Source organism: Pseudoalteromonas sp. MEBiC 03607, from assembly GCF_004792295.1.
Classification (GTDB): Bacteria; Pseudomonadota; Gammaproteobacteria; order Enterobacterales; family Alteromonadaceae; genus Pseudoalteromonas; species Pseudoalteromonas lipolytica_C.
Genome location: NZ_SRRY01000001.1, coordinates 2,930,695 through 2,957,080, shown reverse-complemented (window position 1 = coordinate 2,957,080; position 26,386 = coordinate 2,930,695). Strand labels below are relative to the sequence as shown.

General features: G+C 40.5%; 27 protein-coding genes. 14 read left to right on the top strand and 13 right to left on the bottom strand.

Annotated elements, in window-relative coordinates; all coding sequences use genetic code 11:
• Positions 1–67 precede the first annotated feature (67 nt).
• Positions 68–676 (top strand): hypothetical protein, encoded by a 609-nt coding sequence (locus E5N72_RS13600; RefSeq protein ID WP_135925550.1) that lies wholly within the window; start codon positions 68–70, stop codon positions 674–676.
• Positions 677–723: 47 nt separating this feature from the next.
• On the opposite strand, the gene E5N72_RS13595 is transcribed toward E5N72_RS13600, so the two are convergent.
• The 3 genes from E5N72_RS13595 to ccsA all read right to left on the bottom strand — a co-directional run bounded on the left by E5N72_RS13595 (position 724) and on the right by ccsA (position 3,864).
• A complete protein-coding gene (locus tag E5N72_RS13595; protein WP_135925547.1) occupies positions 724–1,563 on the bottom strand; it encodes a mechanosensitive ion channel domain-containing protein in 840 nt (279 codons plus the stop codon).
• 167 nt (positions 1,564–1,730) lie between these two features.
• Entirely contained in the window at positions 1,731–2,999 is a 1,269-nt protein-coding gene (locus E5N72_RS13590) for a CNNM domain-containing protein (RefSeq protein ID WP_135925545.1), read from the bottom strand.
• A 61-nt stretch (positions 3,000–3,060) separates the two neighbouring features.
• Positions 3,061–3,864 carry a cytochrome c biogenesis protein CcsA gene (gene ccsA, locus E5N72_RS13585; protein ID WP_135925543.1) on the bottom strand — a complete coding sequence of 268 codons (804 nt, stop codon included), beginning with the start codon at positions 3,862–3,864 and terminating at the stop codon, positions 3,061–3,063.
• Between the two features lie 242 nt (positions 3,865–4,106).
• On the opposite strand from ccsA, the gene ffh reads away from it, so the two are divergent.
• The 6 genes from ffh to tyrA all read left to right on the top strand — a co-directional run bounded on the left by ffh (position 4,107) and on the right by tyrA (position 9,096).
• Complete coding sequence (gene ffh, locus E5N72_RS13580; protein ID WP_135925540.1) at positions 4,107–5,483, top strand: signal recognition particle protein; 1,377 nt, start codon at positions 4,107–4,109, stop codon at positions 5,481–5,483.
• A gap of 243 nt (positions 5,484–5,726) precedes the next feature.
• Complete coding sequence (gene rpsP / locus E5N72_RS13575) at positions 5,727–5,975, top strand: 30S ribosomal protein S16 (protein WP_036967110.1); 249 nt, start codon at positions 5,727–5,729, stop codon at positions 5,973–5,975.
• Positions 5,976–5,992: 17 nt separating this feature from the next.
• Positions 5,993–6,526, top strand: coding sequence for a ribosome maturation factor RimM (gene rimM / locus E5N72_RS13570; protein ID WP_135925538.1), 534 nt, complete (start codon positions 5,993–5,995; stop codon positions 6,524–6,526).
• A complete protein-coding gene (gene trmD, locus E5N72_RS13565) occupies positions 6,526–7,293 on the top strand; it encodes a tRNA (guanosine(37)-N1)-methyltransferase TrmD (RefSeq protein WP_135925535.1) in 768 nt (255 codons plus the stop codon). Before rimM ends, trmD begins: the two co-directional genes overlap by 1 nt.
• Before the next feature lie 33 nt (positions 7,294–7,326).
• Positions 7,327–7,686: a 50S ribosomal protein L19 gene (gene rplS, locus E5N72_RS13560; protein ID WP_054551733.1), complete on the top strand. Its 360-nt coding sequence runs from the start codon at positions 7,327–7,329 to the stop codon at positions 7,684–7,686.
• 276 nt (positions 7,687–7,962) lie between these two features.
• The gene (gene tyrA, locus E5N72_RS13555; protein WP_135925532.1) at positions 7,963–9,096 is read left to right on the top strand and encodes a bifunctional chorismate mutase/prephenate dehydrogenase; all 1,134 of its coding nucleotides are present in this window, start codon (positions 7,963–7,965) and stop codon (positions 9,094–9,096) included.
• A gap of 77 nt (positions 9,097–9,173) precedes the next feature.
• Here the strand turns inward: tyrA and nhaB are convergent, their stop codons facing one another.
• A complete protein-coding gene (gene nhaB / locus E5N72_RS13550; RefSeq protein WP_135925530.1) occupies positions 9,174–10,754 on the bottom strand; it encodes a sodium/proton antiporter NhaB in 1,581 nt (526 codons plus the stop codon).
• A 266-nt stretch (positions 10,755–11,020) separates the two neighbouring features.
• Between nhaB and fadR the strand changes: the two genes are divergently transcribed.
• Positions 11,021–11,734 carry a fatty acid metabolism transcriptional regulator FadR gene (gene fadR, locus E5N72_RS13545; protein WP_054561887.1) on the top strand — a complete coding sequence of 238 codons (714 nt, stop codon included), beginning with the start codon at positions 11,021–11,023 and terminating at the stop codon, positions 11,732–11,734.
• Positions 11,735–11,850: 116 nt separating this feature from the next.
• Here the strand turns inward: fadR and bcp are convergent, their stop codons facing one another.
• Both bcp and E5N72_RS13535 read right to left on the bottom strand, forming a co-directional pair.
• Entirely contained in the window at positions 11,851–12,330 is a 480-nt protein-coding gene (gene bcp / locus E5N72_RS13540; protein ID WP_135925528.1) for a thioredoxin-dependent thiol peroxidase, read from the bottom strand.
• A gap of 10 nt (positions 12,331–12,340) precedes the next feature.
• A complete protein-coding gene (locus E5N72_RS13535; RefSeq protein ID WP_135925526.1) occupies positions 12,341–12,874 on the bottom strand; it encodes an ACT domain-containing protein in 534 nt (177 codons plus the stop codon).
• A 368-nt stretch (positions 12,875–13,242) separates the two neighbouring features.
• On the opposite strand from E5N72_RS13535, the gene bamC reads away from it, so the two are divergent.
• Positions 13,243–14,304, top strand: coding sequence for an outer membrane protein assembly factor BamC (gene bamC / locus E5N72_RS13530; protein ID WP_135925523.1), 1,062 nt, complete (start codon positions 13,243–13,245; stop codon positions 14,302–14,304).
• A gap of 70 nt (positions 14,305–14,374) precedes the next feature.
• The gene (locus E5N72_RS13525; protein ID WP_135925521.1) at positions 14,375–15,742 is read left to right on the top strand and encodes a YjiH family protein; all 1,368 of its coding nucleotides are present in this window, start codon (positions 14,375–14,377) and stop codon (positions 15,740–15,742) included.
• Between the two features lie 30 nt (positions 15,743–15,772).
• Here E5N72_RS13525 and E5N72_RS13520 read toward each other — a convergent pair whose 3' ends face one another.
• Complete coding sequence (locus tag E5N72_RS13520) at positions 15,773–15,919, bottom strand: DUF2897 family protein (protein WP_135925518.1); 147 nt, start codon at positions 15,917–15,919, stop codon at positions 15,773–15,775.
• Between the two features lie 39 nt (positions 15,920–15,958).
• Positions 15,959–16,495, bottom strand: a complete 537-nt coding sequence (locus E5N72_RS13515; protein WP_135925515.1) for an acyloxyacyl hydrolase — start codon at positions 16,493–16,495, stop codon at positions 15,959–15,961.
• Between the two features lie 238 nt (positions 16,496–16,733).
• Between E5N72_RS13515 and E5N72_RS13510 the strand changes: the two genes are divergently transcribed.
• Complete coding sequence (locus E5N72_RS13510; protein ID WP_135926296.1) at positions 16,734–17,327, top strand: ABC transporter substrate-binding protein; 594 nt, start codon at positions 16,734–16,736, stop codon at positions 17,325–17,327.
• 248 nt (positions 17,328–17,575) lie between these two features.
• Positions 17,576–18,913, top strand: a complete 1,338-nt coding sequence (locus E5N72_RS13505) for an ankyrin repeat domain-containing protein (protein WP_135925513.1) — start codon at positions 17,576–17,578, stop codon at positions 18,911–18,913.
• An 86-nt stretch (positions 18,914–18,999) separates the two neighbouring features.
• On the opposite strand, the gene E5N72_RS13500 is transcribed toward E5N72_RS13505, so the two are convergent.
• The 5 genes from E5N72_RS13500 to E5N72_RS13480 are packed head-to-tail and all read right to left on the bottom strand — an operon-like array spanning position 19,000 to position 22,536.
• Entirely contained in the window at positions 19,000–19,455 is a 456-nt protein-coding gene (locus E5N72_RS13500) for a DUF2069 domain-containing protein (RefSeq protein ID WP_135925510.1), read from the bottom strand.
• Positions 19,452–20,006, bottom strand: coding sequence for an NAD(P)H:quinone oxidoreductase (gene wrbA, locus E5N72_RS13495; protein ID WP_135925508.1), 555 nt, complete (start codon positions 20,004–20,006; stop codon positions 19,452–19,454). Before wrbA ends, E5N72_RS13500 begins: the two co-directional genes overlap by 4 nt.
• On the bottom strand, positions 20,006–20,353 hold the full coding sequence (arsC, locus tag E5N72_RS13490) for an arsenate reductase (glutaredoxin) (RefSeq protein ID WP_135925505.1): 348 nt from the start codon (positions 20,351–20,353) through the stop codon (positions 20,006–20,008). Before arsC ends, wrbA begins: the two co-directional genes overlap by 1 nt.
• Before the next feature lie 55 nt (positions 20,354–20,408).
• Positions 20,409–21,869, bottom strand: a complete 1,461-nt coding sequence (locus tag E5N72_RS13485) for a M48 family metalloprotease (protein WP_135925502.1) — start codon at positions 21,867–21,869, stop codon at positions 20,409–20,411.
• A 1-nt stretch (position 21,870) separates the two neighbouring features.
• Entirely contained in the window at positions 21,871–22,536 is a 666-nt protein-coding gene (locus tag E5N72_RS13480; protein ID WP_135925500.1) for a hypothetical protein, read from the bottom strand.
• 365 nt (positions 22,537–22,901) lie between these two features.
• Between E5N72_RS13480 and E5N72_RS13470 the strand changes: the two genes are divergently transcribed.
• Positions 22,902–23,969 carry an AI-2E family transporter gene (locus tag E5N72_RS13470; protein WP_135925495.1) on the top strand — a complete coding sequence of 356 codons (1,068 nt, stop codon included), beginning with the start codon at positions 22,902–22,904 and terminating at the stop codon, positions 23,967–23,969.
• A gap of 118 nt (positions 23,970–24,087) precedes the next feature.
• Entirely contained in the window at positions 24,088–26,343 is a 2,256-nt protein-coding gene (locus E5N72_RS13465) for an aminotransferase class V-fold PLP-dependent enzyme (protein WP_135925492.1), read from the top strand.
• The last annotated feature ends 43 nt before the right edge of the window (positions 26,344–26,386 follow it).

Genomic DNA, 26,386 nt, shown 5'->3' with positions numbered 1-26,386 from the left:
CTATACTGCTGCATTCATAAGTTCAGACTGACCTGATGAGAAAAAGTTCAGCGAGATACATAAAAAAATGAAAAAAAGTTTAATTATTTTATCGCTGGCCGCTTTAATGGCGGGTTGCGCAACGGCTCCTCCAGAGCAACCTCATGATATTTGTAAGATTTTTGAGGAAAAGCCTGACTGGTACTACGATGCGCGTGATGCGCAAGAAAAGTGGGGCTCACCTAAACACGTACTCATGAGTATGATGTATCAAGAAAGCTCATTTCGTCATGATGCAGCGCCACCTATGGAATATTTCTTATGGGTCATTCCTATTGGCCGAGCCAGTTCAGCGTATGGATACTCGCAAGCAAAAACGCCAACTTGGTCAGATTACATTCGCGAAACTGGGAATAGTGGGGCAGACAGAGACGATTTTGATGATGCGATAGACTTTATGGCTTGGTTTGTTTATAAAACTCATAAAGTAAACGGAATATCAAAATGGGACGCCTACGCGCAGTACTTGAATTACCATGAAGGGTGGGGCGGCTATAAACGCGGTACTTATAAAAGTAAAAAGTGGTTGATGAGTGTTGCCAATAAAGTAAAACACCGAGCTAGCCGGTATGGCGCACAACTTAAAAAGTGCGAAGCTGATCTAGATAAAAACTGGTTTGAACGCTTATTTAGTTAAGGTTTTCATATTAAAAAGCCCGCATTAATATGCGGGCTTTTTAATGGTTATTTACCAGGGAACTGGTGTATATGCACATCGCGTTGTGGGAACGGAATGGTAATATCTTCAGCATCAAATGCTATTTTCACACGTTCGTATAAACCAAAATAGACCGGCCAATAATTATCTGTTTCAACCCAAGCCCAAACGAGCATACCAATATGGCTCTCACCATGTTGACTGACATGTACAACCGGCTTTTTCTCTTCGATATTTTTCAAAACTAGATCATAGTCATTTAATACCTTCATTAACACATCACGGGCTTTATGTACGTCATCGCCGTAGCTGATACCAAATTCAATCGCAACCCGGTGTAATGGCTCTGAGAACTTATTCTTAACGCAACCATTTGAAAGAGTGCCATTAGGAATAATAATTTTTTCATTATCATAGGTCAGTAAAACGGTAACAAAAATTTGAATTTCAACTACTGTGCCCATATAGCCTTGGGCTTCAATAACATCACCCACTTTAAAAGGCTTAAAGAACAGGATAAGCACACCACCTGCAAAGTTAGCAAGACTGCCTTGTAAGGCCATACCAACGGCCAAACCGGCTGCACCAAGCATTGCAATAAATGAAGTCGTTTCAATTCCTATCATTGACGCAACTGAAATTAGCAGAAGTACTTTTAAAATGACCGAAATAAATGACACCAAAAAGTGTGTAAGTCCCACTTCAAACTTAACCTTGGTCATTGATTTTTCAGCCATATTTGAGATACGACCGATAAGCCACCACCCAACTATTAAAACAACAATAGCGAGAATGAATTTAGGTCCATAGAGTAGCAGTAGCTCAATTGCTTGATTATAAATGTTTTCGATCGATATTTCGTCCATGATTGCTCCTTATTAAATGCGGCAGTTAAATAGCTACTAATAGTAGCCGAAACACTAGCGGTTTGCGGGAGCGTACGTTGTAAATATGAAACTTCAGAAAGGAAATAAGAATTTAGATACAAAAAAGGAGTGGATGACCACTCCTTTTTGTTGAAAATTAATGATGATTAAGTAGTGCGCTTACTTGGCAGTACTTTAACAAGTTTAACCATGTTTTCTTTAACTTCGAGAACTTCGATTGGATAGCCAGCAATACGCAAACTGAGGTTTGAGTCTGGGATATCTTCTAAATATTCAACTATTAAACCACTTAGGGTCTTCGGGCCATCAATTGGTAGCTCCCAACCCATTTCTTTATTTAAATCGCGAATATTAGCACCGCCATCTACAAGTACTGAGCCATCATCTTGCTCGGTGACTTCCTCACTTGGTGTACGCGTTTGCGTTGTTGTGAAATCACCCACTACTTCTTCTAAGATATCTTCAAGTGTTACTAAGCCTTGAATATCGCCATATTCATCAACCACTAAACCAATACGCTCTTTCGATTGCTGGAACTTAAGTAGTTGCGTGTTTAGTGACGTGCCTTCAGGAATGAAGTAAATTTCACGAACTGCACGTAACAATGACGGTTTATCAAATTGTTCTTTAGTTAATAGGCGCAGTGCATCACGTGAGTGAATAAAGCCAACTGCATCATCAATTTGGTCACGATATAACAGTACGCGGGTGTGCTGTGCATGAGTAAGCTGGCGGCTGATAAGTTTCCAATCGTCATTAATATCAATCGCAACGATTTCGTTGCGTGGGATCATGATATCTTCAACCGTAACTTGTTCTAAATCTAAAATTGAAGTTAGCATGCTTTGGTGGCGGGCAGGTAAAAGAGCACCTGATTCGTTCACCACGGTTTTTAACTCTTCTTTACTTAGGCTATGTTCTTCAATTTGTGCTGTGGTAATACCAAACAAACGCAACATGCCGTTGGTCATCCAGTTAACGATAACCACAAATGGGAAAAGTATTTTTAACAGCCCTTTGAGCACGATTGAGCTTGGAAAAGCGACTTTCTCTGGATAAAGCGCGGCAAGTGTCTTTGGTGTTACTTCGGCAAAGATTAAAACAACCAGCGTTAGCGCGCCGGTAGCAATTGCGATACCAAGATCACCATACAGGCGAATACCAATGATTGTTGCAACCTGTGCTGCGGCAATATTAACTAAGTTGTTACCAATCAAGATCAGACCAATAAGTCTGTCAGGGCGACTTAACAGTTTGCTGACGCGCTTCGCTGCACGGTGATCTTCTTTAGCAAGATGACGCAGGCGAATGCGGTTAATTGACATAATCCCAGTTTCAGAACCAGAAAAATAAGCAGAAATAAGTATCAATAATCCCAATACAATAAACAGGGTACTAGTCGATATGTCGTCCAACGATGGATCCTTTTTTTATAAATCAGTGCATATTAAGCTAGAGACAGCTTGCTGAGTCAAGTTAAAACTTATTTAGAATCACTTCTTGAATGAAACGGCTGCCAAAATAAGCAAGTGACAAGACAAATGCGGCTATCATGATCGAAAACACAACAGGCTTACCACGCCAGCCTTTACGCAAATGTCCAACAGTGACCACAGTAAAAATCAACCAAGCTACTAACGATAACACTGTTTTATGGATAAACTCACTTGCAAACATCCCCTCTAAGAAGATAAACCCAGAAAGCAGTGCAAATGTAAGTAAGATAGTACCTAACGTCAGTAATTGGTACAGCTGACGCTCAACCACCATTAATGGGGGAAGATGGCTATGTACAATCGCCAAGTCTTTGCGTTTTAAACGTTTGTCGATAAAATAAAACTGCACAGCATATAAAGTGGCGATGATTAGTACACAGTAAGCTAATAGAGATAACGAAATATGTGTTACCAAGCCGAGCTCAACATTTATTGATTGTAAAATAACGTGATGTGGAATAAATAAGCTGGCGAGCGTTAGTATGGCTGCAAATCCGTAGACTACAGGTAATAAAAGGGTCGCAGGAAATTTAAGTGACACGGCCGTAACCGACACCACAATAACCCAGCAGGTCAATAAGGCAACGTTTACAATGCTTAGGTCTTGGCCATCAGCGCGAAAAACAGAGTTCACCAACAGTAGCATATGAGCAAGAATAGCAACGGTGCTCAAAATCACGGTGAGTTTCTGGCTTGGACCTTGTTTGTGAAAAAGGCGTGAAAGCACATGCGATGTCGCTAACACATAAAACAAACTAGCAATAATTGTTAAACTAATAATCATCGTATTATGGCCACTTAATTTATTCGATAAATCCTTGTCTCATTGATGCCATTGTATTTTATAGCAAGGCAAAAGCATAGAGTTTGTAAAAAGAAACTCAAACAGCGCACTTGAATACTGTATTGTCGGCCATCATTTACGGTATACTGCTAGGAATTAAATTTTAATATTGCCTTTATTGCCGAATAAACTGTATGTTTTACAAGCAATTTAGGTGAAACTCGTTTTATCGGAAACTTTACATGTTTGAGAATCTCCAAGAACGCTTAGGTAAAACCTTAAAAAATATCAGTGGCCGCGGACGCCTAACTGAAGACAATATTAAAGATACATTACGCGAAGTCCGCATGGCATTTTTGGAAGCGGACGTTGCCTTACCTGTTGTTCGTGAGTTCGTTAAGCAAGTTAAAGAACGTGCCGTTGGTGTTGAAGTAACGAAAAGCTTAAGCCCAGGCCAAGTCTTTATTAAGATTGTTCGTGAAGAACTTGAAAAAGCCATGGGCGAAGCCAACGAAGAGCTTAGCCTTAATGCACAGCCGCCAGCAGTAGTGATGATGGCAGGTTTGCAAGGTGCGGGTAAAACAACCAGTGTTGGTAAACTAGCTAAATTCTTAAAAGAGCGTAAAAAGAAATCTGTATTAGTTGTGAGTGCCGACGTTTATCGTCCGGCAGCAATCAAACAGCTTGAAACACTGGCTGATGAAGTGGGTGTTGAGTTCTTCCCAAGTGACATTTCACAAAAGCCTGTAGATATTGCCAACAGCGCTATTTCGCACGCGAAGAAGAAATTCATTGATGTGGTATTAGTCGATACCGCGGGTCGTTTACACGTCGATAACGACATGATGGACGAGATCAAAGCACTTCATAGTGCCATTAATCCAATCGAAACCTTATTCGTTGTTGATGCGATGACAGGTCAAGATGCGGCAAATACTGCAAAAGCATTTGATGAAGCACTGCCTTTAAGTGGTGTGATCTTAACCAAGACCGATGGTGATGCTCGTGGTGGTGCTGCCTTATCGATTCGTCATATTACCGGTAAACCAATTAAGTTTATGGGTGTGGGTGAGCGTACAGATGCACTTGAGCCATTCCACCCTGACCGTATTGCTTCTCGTATCCTAGGTATGGGTGATGTACTTTCATTAATCGAAGAAGTCGAGATGAAAGTAGATAAAGAGAAAGCTGCTAAAGTTGCCGAGAAAGTATTTAAAGGCGACGGTTTCACATTAGATGACTTTGCAGAGCAACTTCGTCAGATGAAGAACATGGGCGGCATGATGTCGATGCTTGATAAGCTGCCGGGCATGCAAAACCTTCCAGATGCTGTAAAAGGTCAAATGGGCGATAAAACTTTCGTGCAAATGGAAGCGATCATTAACTCAATGACACCAAAAGAGCGTGCACGTCCTGAAATCATTAAAGGCTCTCGTAAAAAACGTATTGCTGCTGGTTCTGGTACCCAAGTACAAGAGATCAATAAACTGCTTAAGCAATTTACGCAAATGCAAAAAATGATGAAGAAGATGAAAGGCAAGGGCGGCATGAAGAAAATGATGCGCGGTATGAAAGGTATGTTACCACCGGGTATGATGGGTGGCGGTCCTAAATTTTAATTGAGCTTATCATTGAGCGTGTACAAAAAAGGGGCATATAGCTCCTTTTTTTGTAGATAAATTATGCGTAGTTGTTAGCTGAGTGTAAGATTTAAAGCCCAGATCAGTGTTTAATCAACTAAACTTACATTTTGCAGCAGTTCTTACTTGCAATGTTGCAAAAAACTCGTACAATTCCCCAGCTTCCCGTACTGGGGAGTAAATCTTATTAATGAAAACAGTCAATCTAATGTAGAGGACGGTATGGTAACTATTCGTTTGCAACGTGGTGGCGCTAAAAAACGCCCTTTCTATCAAATTGTGGTTGCGGATAGCCGTTTCTCGCGTGACGGTCGCTTCATCGAGAAAGTAGGTTTCTTTAACCCAATCGCTTCTGGTCAGGAAGAAAAAGTACGTTTAGATTTATCTCGTGTTGAACACTGGGTAGGTCAAGGTGCATCTCTTTCAGATCGCGTAGCTAAATTAGTTAAAGACGCTCGTAAAGCGGCTTAATAGGCGTAAGAGTAACCATGAGTCAAGAGAACACCTCGTATATTACAGTAGGAAAGCTCGGTGCCCCGTATGGTATAAAGGGCTGGCTTAAGGTGCATTCATTTACTGATGATCCCGAAGGGATCTTCGATTTCAGCCCATGGTTGATAGGGCAACAAGGTAAATGGCAGACCTTAGAAGTGGTCGACTGGCGTCGCCACAACAAAGGCTTTATCGCTAAAGTTGCGCAAGTAAACGACAGAGACGAAGCAATGGCTTTGACCAATGTAGAAATTTCCGTGGATGCAGCGCAGCTTCCAGAATTACCGCAAGGTGAATTCTATTGGCGAGATCTCATCGGCATGTCAGTTGTAACCGATAAAGGCTACGACTTAGGCACTGTTGATGACCTAATGGAGACAGGGTCAAATGATGTTTTGGTTGTGAAAGCAAACAAAAAAGATGCATTTGGCCAAGCAGAACGTTTAATTCCTTTTTTAACAGACTCTGTTATCAAAGAAGTTAAACATGATGCAAGAGAAATTACCGTAGACTGGGATCCAGGGTTTTAATGTCACAAACAAGTTCACTATGGGTAGGGGTGATTAGCCTTTTCCCGGACATGTTTGATGCGATAACTACCCAAGGGGTTACAGGTCGTGCAGTTAAAAATGGTCTAATCGACTTTAATTGCTGGAACCCACGTGACTATGCAACTGATAAGCATAGGACCGTGGATGATCGCCCTTATGGCGGTGGTCCAGGCATGTTAATGATGGTTGAACCATTGAAACAAGCCATTCTTGACGCAAAAAAAGCGGCAGGTGATGGTGCAAAAGTAATTTATATGTCCCCGCAAGGGCGCAAATTAGATCAACAAGGGGCAAGCGAGCTTGCCAACTCAGATAAGTTGATTCTAATTGCCGGTCGCTATGAAGGTATAGACGAGCGAATTATAGAGTCGTATGTTGACGAAGAATGGTCAATAGGCGATTTTATATTAAGTGGTGGTGAACTACCCGCTATGACGCTAATTGATGCAGTAGCACGATTAGTACCAGGGGTGTTAGGGCATAACCAGTCAGCTGAGCAAGATTCATTTTCGGATGGCTTGCTTGATTGTCCTCATTATACACGGCCAGAGACATTGGATGATAAGCAGGTTCCCGCTGTATTACTCAGTGGTAACCACCAAGAAATTGCAAAGTGGCGTTTAAAACAATCACTTGGCAGAACTTGGCTTCGTCGTCCTGACTTGTTGCATAACCTAGCTCTGACTGAGGAGCAAGCGGCACTCCTTGCTGAATTTCAGCAAGAGTACCAACAAGCTTGTGGCTAGAAGACAGTTACACCTAGGAAAGTGAGAAATATAATGGCAAAAGTAAACCAAAATATTATTAAAGCGCTTGAAGAAGAGCAGCTTAAAACAGACGTACCAGCATTCGGCGCTGGTGATACAGTAGTTGTACAGGTACGTGTAAAAGAAGGTAACAAAGAGCGTCTACAGGCCTTTGAAGGTGTTGTAATCGCTAAGCGTAATCGTGGTCTTCACTCAGCATTCACAGTTCGTAAAATCTCGAGCGGTGAAGGTGTTGAGCGTGTATTCCAAACGCACAGCCCTCTTATCGATAGTATCTCAGTTAAACGTCGCGGTGCTGTTCGCCGTGCGAAACTTTACTATCTACGTGAGCGTTCTGGTAAATCTGCACGTATTAGAGAAAAACTTAACTAATACGCGCTGTTTTACAACGCAAAATAAAACGGGTTGCAGCCTTAGGTTGCAACCCGTTTTGGTTTTTATAGCAAAAATATCTAGTTACGACTTTCAAATTTAGTTGCCAGCACTTCTTAATATCTCTTTCTAATTTAAATATTCCCTTGTGATTCAAGCCGTGTAGAAGTGTTAGGGCTTTGTGCTTTGCTGTTTATCCTGTTACTATAATTCGTATTGAAAGCTTTACTTTTTTGTATATATTTTTGTACGTTTTTGGGTTTGAGGTGTATTAACGTGGTAACAGTGAATGAGCTTGATGAATTAAGGACAGGAATTGACGAATGCGATGCGCAGTTAGTTTCCTTGTTGGCAAAAAGAAACAGTATAACGGCTAAAATTGGTGCAATTAAGCAGCAAATTGGCGCCCCTTTGCATGCGCCGGATCGCGAAGCTGATTTACTTGAAGCGCGAAGACAAGAAGCGATTGCACAAGGAGTTAACCCTGAGTTAGTTGAAGATATTCTGCGTCGTATGATGCGTGAAGCATATCAAAATCAACAAGGGAGTTTGGCTTGTTCAGCTCCTCAGTTATCTCCTATTGTGATTGTCGGTGGGCAAGGTGCGATGGGTCAATTGTTTGCACAACAATTCATTCGCTCAGGATACGATGTACGAATTTTAGATAAAGAGCAACAAGCCGAAAGCGAAGCGATATTAGCCGGTGCAAAACTTGTACTTGTAAGTGTGCCAATTAATGCACTTGAGCAAGTCGTTGCTGCATTACCAACACTTGATGATGACTGTTTATTAGTTGATATTACCTCAGTTAAACAAAAGCCTTTAAAAGCCCTCATGGCAGCTCACAGCGGCCCTGTGGTAGGTTTACACCCAATGTTTGGTCCAGATATTTCGCACTGGGTAAAACAAACGGTCGTAGTGTGTGAAGGGCGAAATCATGAAGTAGCAAAAGGGCTAATGGCACAATTACAGATCTGGGGTTGTCAAGTAGTTGAAATGGATGCCAAAAAGCATGATGAAGCGATGCAAATCATCCAAGTAATGCGCCACTTAACAACGTTTGTGTACGGACAATTCTTAGCTAAACAAAGCCATACGTTAGCAGAGCTACGTAGCTGCTCTTCACCTATTTATCAGTTAGAGTTAATGATGGTAGGGCGTTTATTTGCCCAGTCACCAGAGTTGTACTCTGACATCATGCTGGCGCAATTTGATGATGTAGAGCCGTTACTTGCGAGTTATCAAGACACCTTTGCAGACACTCTTGAGAAGCTAAAAGCTGGTGATAAAGAGTCATTAATAAATGCCTTTGCTAACGCAAAAGAATATTTCTCTGATGCAACTGCACATTTCTTAACACAAAGCCGAAGCTTACTTAATAAAGCAAACGATGCGAAAGTGTTAGATTAATAATTTTGTTTAATTAAACCAAAAGCCCGCATCAAGCGGGCTTTTTAGTTTCAAATGTGTTGTTGGCAATAATTGCCCTAATGGCCACCTAAGGAGCCTGGTAACGCACCTGTGTGGTGATTAATTAAACCCCATTGATACAGTAAATCAGTCATATCAGAAAGGCTGAATAAGGTCATGCTTAAACCGACAACTGTCAACACTATGGTATAAGGTAGCGCCATATAAACCATGCGCCCATAAGATAGCCTCAACACAGGGGCTAACGTTGAAGTAAGTAAGAATAAGAACGCAGCTTGTCCATTTGGTGTGGCAACACTTGGAAGGTTGGTACCGGTATTAATTGCTACAGCTAATAAATCAAACTGGTCACGAGTAATTTGACCAGCTTCGAGTGCAGCTGCAACTTCATTTATATAAACAGTACCCACAAACACATTATCACTGACCATCGACAGAATACCGTTGGCAATAAAAAACATCACAAGTTGCAATTGGCCTTCAAAGGTCAGAACCCAAGCAATTACGGGGGTAAATAAATGTTGGTCAATGATGACGGCAACAATAGAAAAGAATACGCACAACAAAGCAGTAAAAGGCAATGCTTCTTCAAAGGCTTTGCCAAGTTGATGCTCTTCTATAATTCCTGCACTGGCTGTGGCAAAAATAATTACAGACAAGCCAATTAGACCAACTGTGGCAAGGTGTAAAGCAAGGCCAATGATAAGCCAAACTGCAATAACAGCTTGAATAGCTAGGTTTACCTTATCGCGTGTTGTGCGTTTTTTCTCAAGCTTCTTCGCATGATCAGATAAAATAGTGTGAATCGGGGCGGGCAGTTTCGCACCGTAACCAAACGCTTTGGTTTTTTCCAATAAAATAGTTGTGGATATACCCGCAATCATAACCGGCAGGGTGATTGGTAACATGCGAAAGAAAAACTCGCCGAATAGCCAGCCAGCTCGCTCAGCAATAATTAAGTTTTGTGGTTCGCCTACCATCGTACACACTCCTCCTAAAGCTGTGCCTATAGAAGCATGCATTAATAAGTTACGGAGAAAAGCACGGAATTCTTCAAGTTCTTGACGATTGACCGGGCGTACTTGATTATCATCATTAATATCATGTTCACTACTTGAGTCCTTTCCCGAAGCAACTTTATGATAAATGCTGTAAAAACCCATCGCTACAGCAATGACAACAGCCATAACAGTTAGCGCATCTAAGAAAGCAGACAAAAAAGCTGCAGCAATCGTGAACGACAGCGACAATACAGTTTTACTTCGCACTGAAACAACAAGTTTTGTGAAGATATACAGAAGCAAGTCTTTCATAAAGTAAATACCTGCCACCATAAAGATAAGTAGCAAAATAACATCAATATTTTGTACTATTTCATGCTCAACTTGCCCAGCTGACGTCATCCCAATGAACATGGCTTCAATGGCAAGTAAGCCACCAGGCTGAAGAGGGTAACACTTTAAAGCCATAGCAAGAGTAAAAATAAACTCTAACACTAAAACCCAACCCGCAAGATAGGGGTTAAGTTGAAATAATATAGGGTTTATTAGTAAAAAGGCGACAATGGTGTATTTATACCATTGAGGCGAGGTCCCCAAAAAATTTTTAAAGATCGCTGGTAAAATCCGCTGCTGCATCGCTGTACCTTATTATTTGTGCTTGTTGTTATTTCAAGTTAACTAAGCTTAGAGCTTATTTGAATTGTTAACTAGGTATATTTACTATACTTAAAGTATTATTCTTTTGGTGTCTTATTGGGCCGAAAGGGCTTTATTTAGCTATAAATAATAGATTTTTATGCACACCGGACTTAGTTTACTTGTTAGTTGCGGATCATCTGGTACAATCAGTGGGTTGTTCGCACATTGCGATAATAAAAGTTGCTAACTCAAGTGGAAAATGAATGAGAATTTTTAAAGCGAAAAGCCCAGCAGGTTTTGCTGAAGAATACATTGTTGAATCTATTTGGAATGGTGACTTTCCGCCGGGATCGATTCTTCCGGCAGAACGTGAATTGTCAGAGCTGATTGGTGTAACACGTACAACCTTACGTGAAGTACTTCAGCGTTTAGCGCGTGATGGCTGGCTAACGATCCAACACGGTAAACCAACACGTGTTAATAATTTCTGGGAGACGTCTGGTCTTAATATCTTAGAGACACTCGCACGTCTTGATGAAGATAAAATGCCAGAGCTTACCGATCAGCTCCTTTCGGCACGAACCAATATCAGTGCTATTTACACGCGTGCAGCTATTAAATTAGCACCTGAGCGTGTAATTGAAATTCTTTCGCAGAGCGAAGAGCTAGAAGACAGCGCTCAGGCATTTGCTGATTATGATTACAAAGTTCACCATGAGCTTGCTGTGGCTGGTAATAACCGTATTTACGTGTTGATACTAAATGGCTTTAAAGGTTTTTACTCTAAAATTGGCTGTCACTACTTCTCTGACTCACGTACACGCGAATTAGCACGTCAGTTCTATAAAGACCTAACAGAACTTGCTGAGCGACGTGAACATGATGGTGCAATTTCGATGATGCGTAAATATGGCCATCAAACAGGTGAAATTTGGCAGCAAATTCGTGGCGATATGCCTGAAGACATCATGGATTAATAATCTGTTTTGCTGCTTTAAAATTACAAACCCAGCTCGATTGCTGGGTTTTTTGTACGTGAAGATAGTATTCTTAGCAAAAAGCGTTACCAAAAGTAACGCTTTTTGTTTAAAAATTAGTTTTGCGCGAGATAATCTAAAACAACCTGATGATGGTCTTTGGTTTTGAACTTATCAAACACGTGTTTGATTTTACCGTCTTGACCTACAAGGAAGCTAATACGATGAATTCCTTCGTATTCTTTACCCATAAACTTCTTATAGCCCCATATACCAAAAGCATCTGCAATGGCATGATCTTCATCAGCTAATAAATCAAAGTTCAGCTCTTTTTTGGTTTCAAAGTTTTTTAAACGCTTGATTGGGTCTGGACTGATACCAACGATACGGGTGTTAAATTTAGCAAGCTCAGCTTTTTCGTCACGTAAGTTCTCTGCTTGTACAGTACAACCTGGTGTTGATGCTTTCGGATAAAAATAAACCAGTACTTGCTGCTCTTTTAATAAATCGGCTAACACGATTGTTTCATCGTTTTGATTTTGTAGACTAAAAGCAGGGGCTGTGTCACCTGCTTGTAGAGGATTAATTTTTTTCATACTGTGCTCCTTAACGAATGCGTCTAAAGATATAATCTACGTTCAAACTACGAGAAAGATCTTCAAAGCTCACTTTAAAATTATCAATATCAACGTCGACAGGGATATTAAACTCTAGTTCACAGCGCATTTTTAGTTCATTGTCTTCTTCATAAGTGTCTGACTTAAGTGAACAAATGCTGATGTTGTTGTCAGCAAAAAAACGAGTAACTTTGCTTAATGTACCCGGAGTGTCGATACCCGTATATTCAAGGGTGTAACCGGCACAAAATTCACATGCAATATGACTTGCTGTGCGTTTCATCATGGTTAATAAACCAAGTTCCATTCCTTTTGTAGGCAAGGTATGCTCGATTCGGCTAATTGCAGACATATCGCCTGCTAATAACATAATAAAAGTAAATTCATTACCCAAGATAGCAATGCGACTGTCAATAATATTGCAATGACAATCACTCACTAGCTGAGTTAATTCGCTAACGATACCGGGCCTGTCTTCGCCAATCGCTGTGAGCACTATCTGATGATTTGAAAAAGCAGTCATGGAATTTTAAGTACCTAGTAATTAAATAATACCAATGGGTATAAGCCAATAAGCCTTGATTTCACGTGAGTTTAATACTGCACGGCGGCGAAGTTTACCATAATTAACATCATTAACGGTAGCTGCGATTAATTAAGCCGTTAATAAAGTGTGCTCTTTCTTGTTTTTAGGGGCATCAGAAAGTACCATAGTTAAAATTTTGCAAGGCGATAAGTAAACATATACATGACGCGTTAACCCAAATTGCTCGGGTTATTTGCATAAAAACAATAAATGTAAAGTTATAAATGATTTTACAGTGAACCAAATCGGCATTACCCACTCATATATTTGTTAAAAAATTAAGGGTTTGCTAAGGAGAAATATCTGTGCAGTATTGGATCTCAAAGGCGCTTGCTGTAAGCGTAATGGTAAGTTTAACAGGATGCAGTGTGTTCACTGATGAAGCACACCATAAGCGTAATTATCGTGCAAATGAACCGGTCAAAGCGCCAGCAGGCCTTGCGCAACCGACTCAAGATCCGACTTACAAAATGGATGTTGCACAATACGACAACAACCCTGAAGCAAAAAATTATCGTCCGCCAGCACAGGTTATTACCATCGCGCAAGGAACTTGGGTGGAAGAAGGTGATAAATTAGCTCGGGTTTATTTTGATAAAAATGATGGTATTGAAGATCTAGATACATTCATTTGGGACTCTATAAAAGCGGTATTAGCAGAGAAAAACACTTCTGTAGAAAAAGCTGACAAAGCAACAAATAGCATCGAAACAGGCTGGTATACAATTATTAAACCTGAAGATGGTTGGTTTTGGGAAAGTGAAAAAGAAGTATCTCAACAACGCTTTTTATTTACAATTGAAGAGAAGTCGCATCAACGTACAGCTTCTTTAACCTCAAAACTTGTTGATTATAAAAGCGGTTCACAACAATTGACGCCACTTTTACAGCAACAACTAGAAGTGCGTGCTCTTAACCAGATTATTGCTGAGTTTGATTACCGCTACCGTCAGTTAGAAGTGGAAATGCGTAAGCAACAAGGCATTATTTCTCTTGAAATGGGCTTTGATAACAAAGGCAACGCTGCGCTTGTAACTGAGCAAGAATACAGCATGGTATTCGATCGTTTTTCTGGTTTCTTAGAGCGTTTATCTTTCACAATTGTTGAGATTGACCAAGAGCGTGGTTTGATCACTGCTGATTATAAAAAGCCAGAGTCAAGTGTTTGGGATTCAATTTGGGGCGAAGAAGTTGCTGAGTTACCAATTGAAGATGGCCAGTACCAAATTCTCGTTAGCCGCACTAATGATGGTGGTACAAGTTTAACTTGGATGGATTCGCAAGGTGCTACGCTAGAGCCTGGTACAATGAATGACCTACAACAAGCATTAGAAAACGCGCTGCGTCAGCGTGGAATTAATATTTAATAATTAAAAAAATTAAACCACCACAAAAAGAGCCTAGCCGCTCTTTTTGTGGTTTCTACAGGTTGAAAATATGTCTAACTTAAACGCAACAAATCGCATCGACATGCGAACCTTGTTCACCTTTTTCGTTCCTTCACTTATAGGTGTCTTCTTATTCATGACGCCGGTACCCATAGGTGAAGCAATGACCATCCCAATTGCTGTTATGGCAAAAGCAGTGCAACAATGGATTGCACCTTTTGCACTGGGTTTGATTACCAGTATTGTTTGTATCACCGGTATTTTATCTTTAGTGATAAAGCTGTTTAAACCACAGCCATTACTTAAGTACTTTATAATTAAACATTTATTTGATGTTAGTTGGCTTTGGCTGAGTGTTCGATTACTGGGGATGGTATTTATTATTCTGACCTACACAAAACAAGGGCCAGAAATGATTATTTCCGGTAATACCGGTGCATTGGTGTTAAACGACTTATTGCCCGTGTTGTTTTCTGTGTTTGTTTTAGCGGGATTATTATTACCGTTATTATTAAACTTCGGTCTACTTGAGCTAGTGGGTACCTTATTAACTAAAGTGATGCGCCCACTTTTTGGTGTGCCAGGTCGAAGTGCAGTCAACTGTGTGGCATCTTGGTTAGGTGACGGTAGTGTGGGTATTTTGATGACCGCTCGTCAGTATGAAGATAAACACTATACACAACGCGAAGCTGCCATTATTGGTACCACTTTCTCAGCTGTATCAATTACCTTTTGTTTAGTTGTTATTGGTCAAGTAAAGCTTGAGCACTTATTTGCACCGTTTTATTTAACTGTATGTTTAGCCGGTTTAGTGGCAGCACTAATTGTGCCTCGTTTACCACCATTACGTTTTAAGAAAGATTTATATTTTGATGGTAGCGAGCCCGATAAAGATGCTGAGTTGGTACCTGAAGGTAAAACCTTAATTTCGCATTCGTTAGATGTCGCATTCGCTAAAGCGCGCACTGCGCCGGGCTTTGTAGGTACAGTTAAAGAAGGTCTGCACAACGCATTTGATATGGTATTCGCAGTATTACCTGTGGTTATGGCGGTGGGCACATTTGCTCTGATCATTGCTGAATACACGCCGATATTTGAGTATATGGGTAAACCATTTGTACCATTTTTAGAGCTTCTTCAAGTACCTGAAGCCGAAGCTGCAGCACAAACTATTATGGTTGGTTTTGCAGATATGTTTATTCCATCAATTCTTGCTGCAGGTAGTATCGAAAGTGACGTTACACGTTTTATTATTGCAGCAATGAGTGTAACGCAATTGATTTATATGTCTGAAGTCGGTGCTTTGCTTTTAGGAAGTAAAATTCCGGTAAATATTATTGAGCTATTCTTCATCTTTATTTTGAGAACCTTAGTGACATTACCGGTTATTGTCTTAATGGCACATTGGCTAGTATAAATAAGCTAAGCCTTTTTAAAAAAGCCCTGATTATTCATCAGGGCTTTTTTTATCTTTACCAGTCTCATCTTTAGGTACCTTGAAGTCCATTTTCGCAGCATGTTTTAGCAACATAAGGTTACCAATTACTACACCAAATACCGCAACAAAAATGCCTATAATTTGCCATGTTTCCATCTTGAAATCCTGTAAATATATGCAGCACAATAGTAGCACTTAAAATCGTTTGGCATAAGACAGTGAAATAAAATCAAGTCCAGGGTTAGGGCTTTTAAATCCGGCGTTGGAATAGTGTAAATACCTGAGTGCTAAGCTTGTGTTGTTTCCTAGGTCTGCCACTAATCCTAATCTGTCCTCAAACTGGTAGTGAGTACTAACATTTTTGCCTGCAAAATGGGTGTCATCCAACAGTGAAACCCCAATACCAAACTCCACATGAACAGGTATGTTTTTCACATTAAACGCCGGGTATTGGATCACTGGAGAGATAGCTAACACGATATTCGTTTGATGTCTGTTGTCTTTGCCATACTGCCAAACATTAAAGCTTGATTCGAAGTATACCCGAGCATGTTCAAAAGGCAGTTTTTCGTTTGGTAAATGGTATTGATAGGCAAGCTTTAACCCTTTCACATCGCCTTCACCTTGAATATAATCAATGGCATAGCCATGATTTTGGGCGGCATCAATCGATGGTGCTAATAGTAATGCTGTGCTTAGTGCAAGTGCTTTTAGTGGGTGTTTTAATTTCATATCGGTAATTCTTACTATGACTTTGAGCAAGTAGATAGGGGTGGTGACATTGCTTTTTCAATGTGCGTAAACACACAGAACTTGTGCATATTCTCGCTTTTTTAAGCAATCCATTGAAAAACTTGGTAAAAACCGATTGATGCCAATTTGGCATTAAAACGTTGACGTATTGTTTCTTTTTTTGTGGTTTCAATATCGGTATATTGGCGGAAATTTTCAATCACAAGCGAATACGATGATGACCAAATTAGTTAACTCACTTTTGCTAATTGCAACGTTACTTACTACAAGCGTGTTTGCTAGCGAAGACCGTTCGCCAAAGCAATTGTTAGAGTCAGTCACAGCAGACTTATTTGTTGATATTGCTAATGTAAACTCCAAAGGTGACGCTAGCACTGAGGCAATGGCTAGTATTGTTGAAAAACGTTTGCTGCCCCATATGGATACCAAGTTCGTATCATATAAGTTGTTGGGTAAACACATAAAAGGGTTACGCCGTGAGCAAGCAATCGATTTTATCGCAGCTGTAGAGCATTACTTAACAGTAACTTATGCGGGTGCATTGATGAAATACACTGGGCAAAAAGTAGTGTTCGATCCATCACAGTTGATAGATGACGGATATGCAACGGTAAAAACTCAGATCATTGATGATAATGCGCCGACTATTGATTTACACTTTAAACTTCGCCAAGGTAAAGACAAGCAATGGAAGGTATACGATATTGTTGCTGAAGGTATTTCTTTATTAAGTGCTAAGCAAAAAGAAGTACTTCAACGTATCAGCCAAGTGGGCATTGATAAAGTGACTCAAGAGTTAGCAAGTAAGTAGCAGTCTCCAACCAAGCAGTGAGTATTACCAATGTACCACTGCTTTTCTATTTTCTTTAAAAATCACCTACTTTGCGCTAGCACCAATTGCCCTCTGTGGTAGAATCAAGCTAGTTTTTTCATCTTGAAGTATCGAATTAGATACTCGTTGTTTTGTTTCATTATTAAGCTCAGTGTCAGTTAGTTTTTGCTATAACGTAGAGCTTAATAAGTCACCTAATAATGCGTGAGCGGAGTTGTGTTGTTTTAATGGAAAATGTACTAATTTGGCCAAAGGAGTACCCGTTACTGATCAAAGGATTAGCTGAGCAAAACGGGGCTTATATTTTAGACGCTTTAGAAGCTTGGCCTGCATGTCGTTCAACCAATGAAGATGATGGTGTCTGTGCAACAGTCCTTCCGCCTATTTATTATCTTTCTTGGTTAACTCCACTAGATCCATTCGAAGAGTGCTATTTTCAACATATTTCTGAGTTTGACGAAGCTGCATTGAACTATATCAATGCGATGAAACAGCACTTTTTAGAAAATGAATATACTCCTGAGAGCTTAGTGCTGATGTTGTGCCAGCGTTTAGAAAAATACGCAAGTGCATTTGCCCAATCAGCGGTAAAAACGCCCATTACATTGATTCAACAGTTATTTAATCGCCGATACTTTACGGTTATTGAGCATGTCTTGGAGCAAGGGGCTAAGATGTCTGCAGAAGATGTGCTGACTCTTTGGACCGAAGTAGACTTTAGAGAACGTTTTAGCGGATTTATCCCTGACTCTGTGGCTGATTTAGAGCAGTTAACTGCGTTAGCCGCTGAAAAAGTTGCGCACGGTGAGGATTATTTCACGTTACTTAAATTGATCTCTCCGGATGTTGATTCGGTGTCTCTTTTAGAACAAGCATTGCTTGCTCACTTAAGCCATGAAAGCGCCAAACAAACCATGGCTAAGCGCTTTATTGAACAAGGGGCTACTGGCACCCTAGCTGATGAGAATGGTAAAACAGCTTTTATGTGGGCAACAGAGAAAGGGTATGTCAATGTTGTTGAAACCCTGCTTGAGCACCAAGATAAAACCATTCAAGACAATAAAGGCAACACAGCTCTTCATTACGCAGTGTTCGCTGAAAATGCGCCTTTACTCGTTTTGTTACTCAAAAATGGTTTTGACTTCAGAGTACGCAATAAAGATGGCTTAAGTTGTTATCGGTTAGCTGTGAGTATCAAAGCTGATAATTTAGTCAAGGTTCTTGAACATGACTTCGGGATTAAAGAGCTTTCGCCTGAAGGGCAGTTTGACCGCGTTAAAAAAGTGCACCTCTTGCACGCCATAGTTACCTTGCTATTTCCTGTGCAATTGTTTTTCTTCTTTGATGATAGTATTGCCATTAAAAGTGAGTTAACACTTAGCTTTACGTTGGTTTCTATTCTGTGCTTTTTCTTTGCTACCAGTTTGAAGCGATGCGCACTTTACCCGCATATACGCCATCCATGGGGACTTTTCTTATTAAGAATGTTCTCGTTACTTAGCTTAATCGGGCAAGTTGGTCTGGCAAGTATCGTCGCTTTAGCAACCTTAGCTGAGTTAGTCTGATTAGTTAACGATTAGCAAATATGACATAAAAAAACGGCAACCTTGGTTGCCGTTTTTTGTTTCATCTTTAGATAAAAGAATCGGTATTATTTATGGTGCTCGTGAGCGGCTTTTTCTTCAGCCAGCTCTTCTTTTAATTTACGTATCTTAAGACCAAGCTCTTGTCCACGGTGGCGTGCATAATAGGTACAGCCAATAAACATCAGACTGGCAAAGGTTAACTCAAGTAACACCCAAATCAGCTGCTCTTGTGCCACCCACAGTAATGTAAAACCATGGATAAAATAGAACATTACGATGAAGTTGGCCCATGCATAGGTATAAGGTTTATCTTGAATAATGCCTTTAAGTGGTAGCAGCAGGGGAAGTATATAAACTACAAAGATAAAGGCATTGCTATGTCCTTCTCTTGGGGCAATTAAAAACAACCAAATCGGCATCAAAACTAATAAGCCAATATAACCTATTAACGCAAAACGTTGAAATCGTTTAGTGATAGGCTTTTTGGCTACGGGCTGTTTTAATTCAGTGTCCACGCTCATTGTAATTTACTCGCAATTTGCGCCAAACGTTTTCCAACACTTTGGCATATTTTAATTTCGTCTTTACTTAATACATTGCTGTTGTTGCTACCAGCAACATGACTGGCCCCGTAAGGCGTTCCACCAGTTTCAGTTGCGAGTAATTCAGGCACCTCATAAGGCACACCGAGCAACATCATGCCGTGGTGTAATAATGGCAGCGATAGATTTAATAAAGTGGCTTCATTACCACCATGCATACTACTGGATGACGAAAACACACAAGCTGGTTTGTCGATTAATTGACCTTTTAACCATAAGTCGCTGGTGGTTTCCCAGAAGCTCTTTGCTTGTGAGGCCATCATGCCAAATCGTGTCGGGGTGCCAAATGCCAAACCATCGCAATTAATTAGATCATCTTTGCTGATCACAATATCGTGCGGCTGACGCTGCACAAATGTGCGTAGTAGGGCTGTAGCACCTTGCTGCTCAATTGACTCGGCTATCTCATGTGCCATAGCTTCCAAAGAGCCATGGCTTGAGTGGTATAGCACAACAATGTTTATAGCCATTAAAGTACGCTTAATACGTTTTCTGGTGGACGACCTAGAGCAGCTTTGCCATTGTTCTCAACAATAGGGCGCTCGATCAGTTTTGGATTGGCCGCCATCGCAGCAATTAACTTGTTCTCGTCTTGCTCGTTTTTCAGTTCAAGCTCTTTGTAGATATCTTCCTTTGTGCGCATTAACTCACGCGCTGAGGTAAAGCCTAGCTGTGTCACAAGCGTTGCAATTTGTTGTTCATTAAGTGGTGTTTTAAGGTATTCAACAACACTTGGCTGCACATTATTGCTTTCTAATAGGGCAAGGGTTTCACGTGATTTAGAACAACGAGGGTTGTGGTAAATAGTTACAGACATAGCGTGGTCTCTGATTTTAATAATTTGGCTTATTTTAGGGCAAGCAGTGCAAGACTTAAAGCCTCGCAAGCTCTTTTTGTAACTGTCGGTATTGCGTGAGTAGGGCTTTTAAGCGCTGCTGTTTTACTAACTCTTCGGGTTCAACAAAATTGAGCGCTTTTTGAATTTCATCGGCCGCTTTTAAATAAGCGCCATATTGGGCCAGTACATCTGCATGGGCTTCATGGTAGGAGGCCATGTTTTCTTGTTTTTTGTACACATCAGCAATGAGCTCTTTAGCAAGGTTGTGATCAGGCTTTGCGAGTAAGTAAGACTTTAAAATACGCTCAGCAACATCAAATTGTTTTGCTTCAATGGCGGCATTAGCGTAGTTAAGGGCGATAACCTGATTGTTAGGTCTGTCGATATCTAACTTAGCTAAAAACTCAACCGCTTCATCGGCTTTACCTTGGGCAATTAATAAGTCGGTGTGGGTATCGATATAAAATAAATTCTTTGGATCTTGCTCAAGCAGAGGATTAAGAATGCTGGCTGCTTCATCTAGCTTTTTTTGATCCAATAAACTAATACCCAATCCATATTTCAAGGCGGTGTCGTTATGTACGCTATTATCACGCATCAGCTTACGGAAAAGATCTTCTGCCGCTTTAGGTTTTTGGTGATACCTTGCTATAACTCTGCTTTTGGCTAAGTTGAAGTCGAGACTGTCTGAGTAATGTCTCTTTGGGTATTGCTCTGCACGTAACCGCACATCTGATACCCGGCTTTCGGGTAGTGGGTGGGTAAGCAAAAATGCAGGTGGCTTATATTTATAGCGAATTTGCGCAGCGAGCTTGGTTAAAAACTCGCTTGATTGGCGCGGATCAAACCCTGCATTGTTGAGAGTTTGCATGCCGATGCGGTCAGCTTCTTGTTCAGCTGCACGGCTATGAGTAAGTTGACTAAATGCGGCTTGAGTCTGGTTTGCTGAAATAATCGCTATCCCAGCATCAGGAGCAACAACGGTTGCTAATATCCCCGCAATCATGCCTGCAATAGTAAGTGCGCTGTTATCTTGCTGCTGCTGAATACGACGCGCTAAATGGCGCTGTGTGACGTGGGCAATTTCATGGCCGAGCACTGAGGCAAACTGACTTTCGTTGTCTGCTTGAGCGATGAGGCCTGTGTGAACACCCACATGACCCCCGTAAAATGCAAAAGCATTTATTTCTGGGTTGTTTATCCAAAAAAATGAAAAGGGAAAACGCACATCGTTTGCGTTAGCAACTAATCGACGACCTAATGTCGTTAGGTATTCATCAAGCACAGGATCATTGACGACGGGTGATGAGCCACGAATTTGCATCATCATTACTTCGCCTATTGCTTGCTCTTTTTCAATAGGCAAGGCTTGTAAAGCCGAGGTCCCTAAATCGGGCAGCTTAAAATTAGTTTGCGCCTTCAACGGCTCACTATGCAGTATCGAAAATGTTAGTAAAGCACTGCATAGTGTTATAAAGGCTGATTTTAGTCGCATCTTATTCCTTGTTGATTTGCTCACCTAACATGACTTTTGCTATGTCTATTTCGTCGCTGCATGCTCGGCTATCTTTTTCACACAATTGATAGAAATCTTTTATTGTGACTCCGTCTAGCTTAACAACGTTCAACTCCCGTTGTAAAAAAGTTATGATTTTATGTACGACTTTGTGTGCGTGTAAGATTAAGGCTTTATCAGCTTTATCGCCACGTTCAAAATAAAAAGCTATAAATTTGTGTAGTTGATTAAAGCGTATAAGGTTCCTCATTGAATGCGGATCCCAGACTCTAAACTCCATAAATCGATTGTCTTTGATGTATTGGTCAACAGTGACATCTTTAGCAAAGGGGTAGGCCCATAATTCGAAACCTCGATCGGTAAAGCTCTGGTGCAATGCGATGCGTGGCTTTTGCTCACAGACAATTTCACCCATGTCGGTTTCGTAGCCTCCTAGTAGCTCAAGGTTCCAATTTCTAGGATCTATTAATCTTTTTACCGCATTGTCAAAGCCATGATCTAAAATACCCTCAGATTCACTCACTGACGATGCTACCAAATGGTAAAATGGCGGCAACTCCCCCCAGTTTATTTGTTTTTTATACCAATTAATCTCTTTAAGAGTTGGATTCGCAGGCAATTGCGCTTTATTATGCGAGCCAGGCATCGTGTTTCCTTTACTACCAGTTATTGATTAAGGATAAACTATTGTTTTGCGTGTTTTAAGAAAAAAATGAGTTCTTCTCACTATAAAGGATTATTTTTCCAAGATGATGACATCTTATACTTATTATTCATATTAATAACGCAGTTGATTCGCTATGTTAATGGTTGATTTGAGGGACTATAAGTGCCCACAACAATTTATTCAGTTTAAATTAGGGTTAAATAAGGCACAATCTGTTAATCAACCCGTCACTTTTACATTTAATGCTGCACATTCTAGTGATGATATGCAGCGCTTTTTAGAAAAACATCATTACCATTTTGAAATTGACCTAGAATTAGGTGTGTTAACCGTGGAGCCCGTTTGTGTTTGAATATGTAAAAGCTTGGTACGAAAATAAATTTTCTGATCCCCATTCAGTAACCTTATTGTTGCTGTTAATTGCAACCTTTGCATTTTTCTATTTTTTTGGCTCTTTACTGGTACCTGTTTTAGTCGCACTGGTAATTGCTTATTTACTGGATTGGCCTGTAGCGCATTTAGAAAGGCTAGGTTTAAAACGCTTCACTGCCACAATTATTGTCATGTTAGTGTTTAGTGGCTTAATGATCACCATTATCGTCGGCATGGGCCCTGTGCTTTGGCAGCAAACCAGTAACCTTGTGCAAGAAACCCCTTATATGATTGAAAAAGGTAAAGCGCTGCTTTTACATCTTCCTGAGGATTACCCAAGTTTGATCACTGAAGATCAGGTTAAATCAATTGTTACCAGTGTTGAAACCAAAGCTATTGAGTTTGGTCAGTTAGTACTATCAGTGTCATTAACGTCTATAAAAGATGTGGCAGCTTGGTTGATTTATTTGATTTTAGTACCGCTACTTGTGTTCTTTATGCTTAAAGATAAGTTAGAACTTACACAAAGTGCTGAACGTTTATTACCTAAGCAGCGCCGCTTAATCATTCAAGTTTGGCAAGAAATGAATCAGCAAATAATGAATTATATTCGCGGCAAGGTATTTGAAATTTTAATTGTTGGTACAGCTTCTTTTATCGCCTTTGCCGTTTTAGATCTACGTTACGCGGCCTTGTTAGGTGTTTTGGTTGGTCTATCTGTATTGATACCCTTTGTGGGGGCGGCACTGGTGACTATTCCTGTGGCTGCGGTGGCGTTGTTCCAATTTGGTTTAGAAACGCAGTTTTGGACCATTCTAATCATCTATGGTGTAATTCAAGCACTTGATGGCAATGTGTTAGTGCCTTTACTTTTCTCTGAAGCTGTTGACTTAAATCCGGTGTTTATAATTGTTGCAGTGTTGTTTTTTGGTGGTTTATGGGGATTTTGGGGGGTGTTCTTCGCAATCCCGCTAGCTTCATTAGTAAAAGCACTTATAAATGCATGGTCATCTAAAAAAGAAGAGTTGATTGAGCGCTAGCTTAGTCTTAAAAAGTATAGAAAACGCACTTTACTGACTAATTGATTATTATAATTTAGCCGTGAAAACTGTAAAATAGGTTATAAGATATATCTTTTAGTAATATGGTGCGTTTTTCATGGCAAGTTTTTTCCTTTCTGACGATGCTAATCAACAAATTTATTTAGATGCGAATGCAACGACTCCTGTACTTTCTGACATTGCCGATGTTGTTTCGCACACGATGCAAGTTTGCTTTGGTAATCCATCGAGCTCTCACATTACAGGTATTCAAGCTAAACACCTATTAGAACAAACACGCACCAAAGCACGCGAAGTGATAGGTGCTACCGATGGCGATATTTTATTTACCTCAGGTGCGACCGAAGGTATTCAAACGGCGGTTGTTTCAACGCTTATTGCTGCTAAAAATCACCAAATCGAGAACCCTGTATTACTTTATGGGGCTACAGAACATAAAGCGGTGCCTAATACCTTAAAGCATTGGAATAATGTGCTTGATATCAACGCACGCGTTTTAGCTATTCCAGTTGATAAAAACGGTATTTTAGATCTTGAGTTTATTCGTGAACATGCTGCTAATGCATTGATGATCTGTACTATGGCAGTAAATAACGAGACCGGTGTGTTCCAAGATTTAACCGCCATTGAGCGAGTAATTCGCAGTGAGAACAATAATGTAGCCTGGATGGTAGATTGTGTTCAAGCATTAGGAAAAACCAATTTAGCACTTAGCGAAACAACGATAGATTATGCGCCATTTTCTGGTCATAAATTGTATGCACCGAAAGGTATCGGTGTGCTGTATATTCGTAAAGGCAGTGCGTACACACCATTTATAGCGGGTGGCGGCCAAGAAAGCGGAATGCGCTCAGGCACCGAGAACTTACCAGGTATTGCTGGTTTAAATAAACTGTTCTCACTATTACTTGATAAACAAAACCAGACATTTAAGCCTCTTGAGCAGTTGCATGATTATCGTAAGCAGTTACATGCAGCTCTCTTAGATACGTTTGGTAGTATTACTTTTAACCATAGTTTTGAGCATTCAGTGCCCACTACGTTAAACTTTGCAGTTGATGAACTAACCAGTAAAGAAGTGATGGACTTATTTGATGCTGCGGGCATCCGAGTAAGCGGTGGCTCTGCATGTAGCTCTGGTGCTAATCGCAGCTTTGTTCTTGATGCAATGGGCGCTAGTAATTGGCAAAGTGAAAATGCGATTCGTATGTCGTTTGGCCCAGCTGCAAGCCAACAAGAAATTGACTTTGCCTGTGAAAAAATCCGTTCTTTAAAACCGATTCTAGAAGCTAACTGCCTAGTTGTCTCTGATAGCACATCGCCTCAGCAAGAAGTCTGTGCGATTGGCTTAACACAGCTACGTCATCAAGCGGCATGTTGTTGGTTGTATGTTGATTGCGATAAAAACGCAGTGGTGATTGATCCTATCATTGAGCTTATCCCGCGCATGGCAAAAATTGTCGCGACACAAGGTCTAACAGTAAAAGCGATTTTAGATACGCATAATCACCAAGAGCGTTTATCAGCTCGTTGTTTACTAACCAAAGAGCTCGCAGAGCGTTATGTTGCCAATGAGATAGATGAACTTGGCTGGCCTAAAGATTCAGCAACCATCGAATTAAGCGATGCACGCTTAAGCAAAATAGCGACACCGGGTCACAGTGAAGACAGTGTTAGCTATTTATTAGCAGATACGCAAAGTGGTGAGGTCAGCTATTGTTTCTGTGGTGATTTAATCTTACCAGGTGGCTTAGGTAACACGGCAATTAGCGGTGGCGATGCAGCAAAAATGGCACAATCACTAAAACAGCTTGAAATGGCAATCACAGATTCAACAGTGATTTGTTCAGGTCATGATTATCAACAATGCTTTGCAATGGATTGGCACGCACAAAAAGCAACGACGCCATTATTAGCAAAACTATTAAATGAGCAAGTATCAGATGTTCAGTTTGTTGAGTTAAAGCAACAAGCGGATGAACAAAAGCATGCAGAGAGTCACTCTTTATGTGGCTATGTTGAAACACTTGAAAGTGCGCCGATGAAACAGCTAGCAGCAACCGACGCTAAAGCAATGTTAGACGACAAGGCAACTTACCTTATCGATACGCGCGAACCTTATGAACATGGTGCGAATAATTTAGCTGAGTTATTCACAGTTGCAGATAGCAAAGTGATCAACATTCCATTAAGCCGTATGGCTAATGCTATAGTCCAAGGGCAGCTTGATAAAGCACATAACTACATTTTGGTGTGTCGTAGTGGTAACCGTTCAAAACAAGCCGCAAACAATTTGTCGCAGTTAGGTTTTGAAAATGTGTATAACTTAAATGGCGGTTTAGCATTGTTTTGATTGGTATCAGAACAATTCATTCATCAAACAAAAAAGCCGCTAA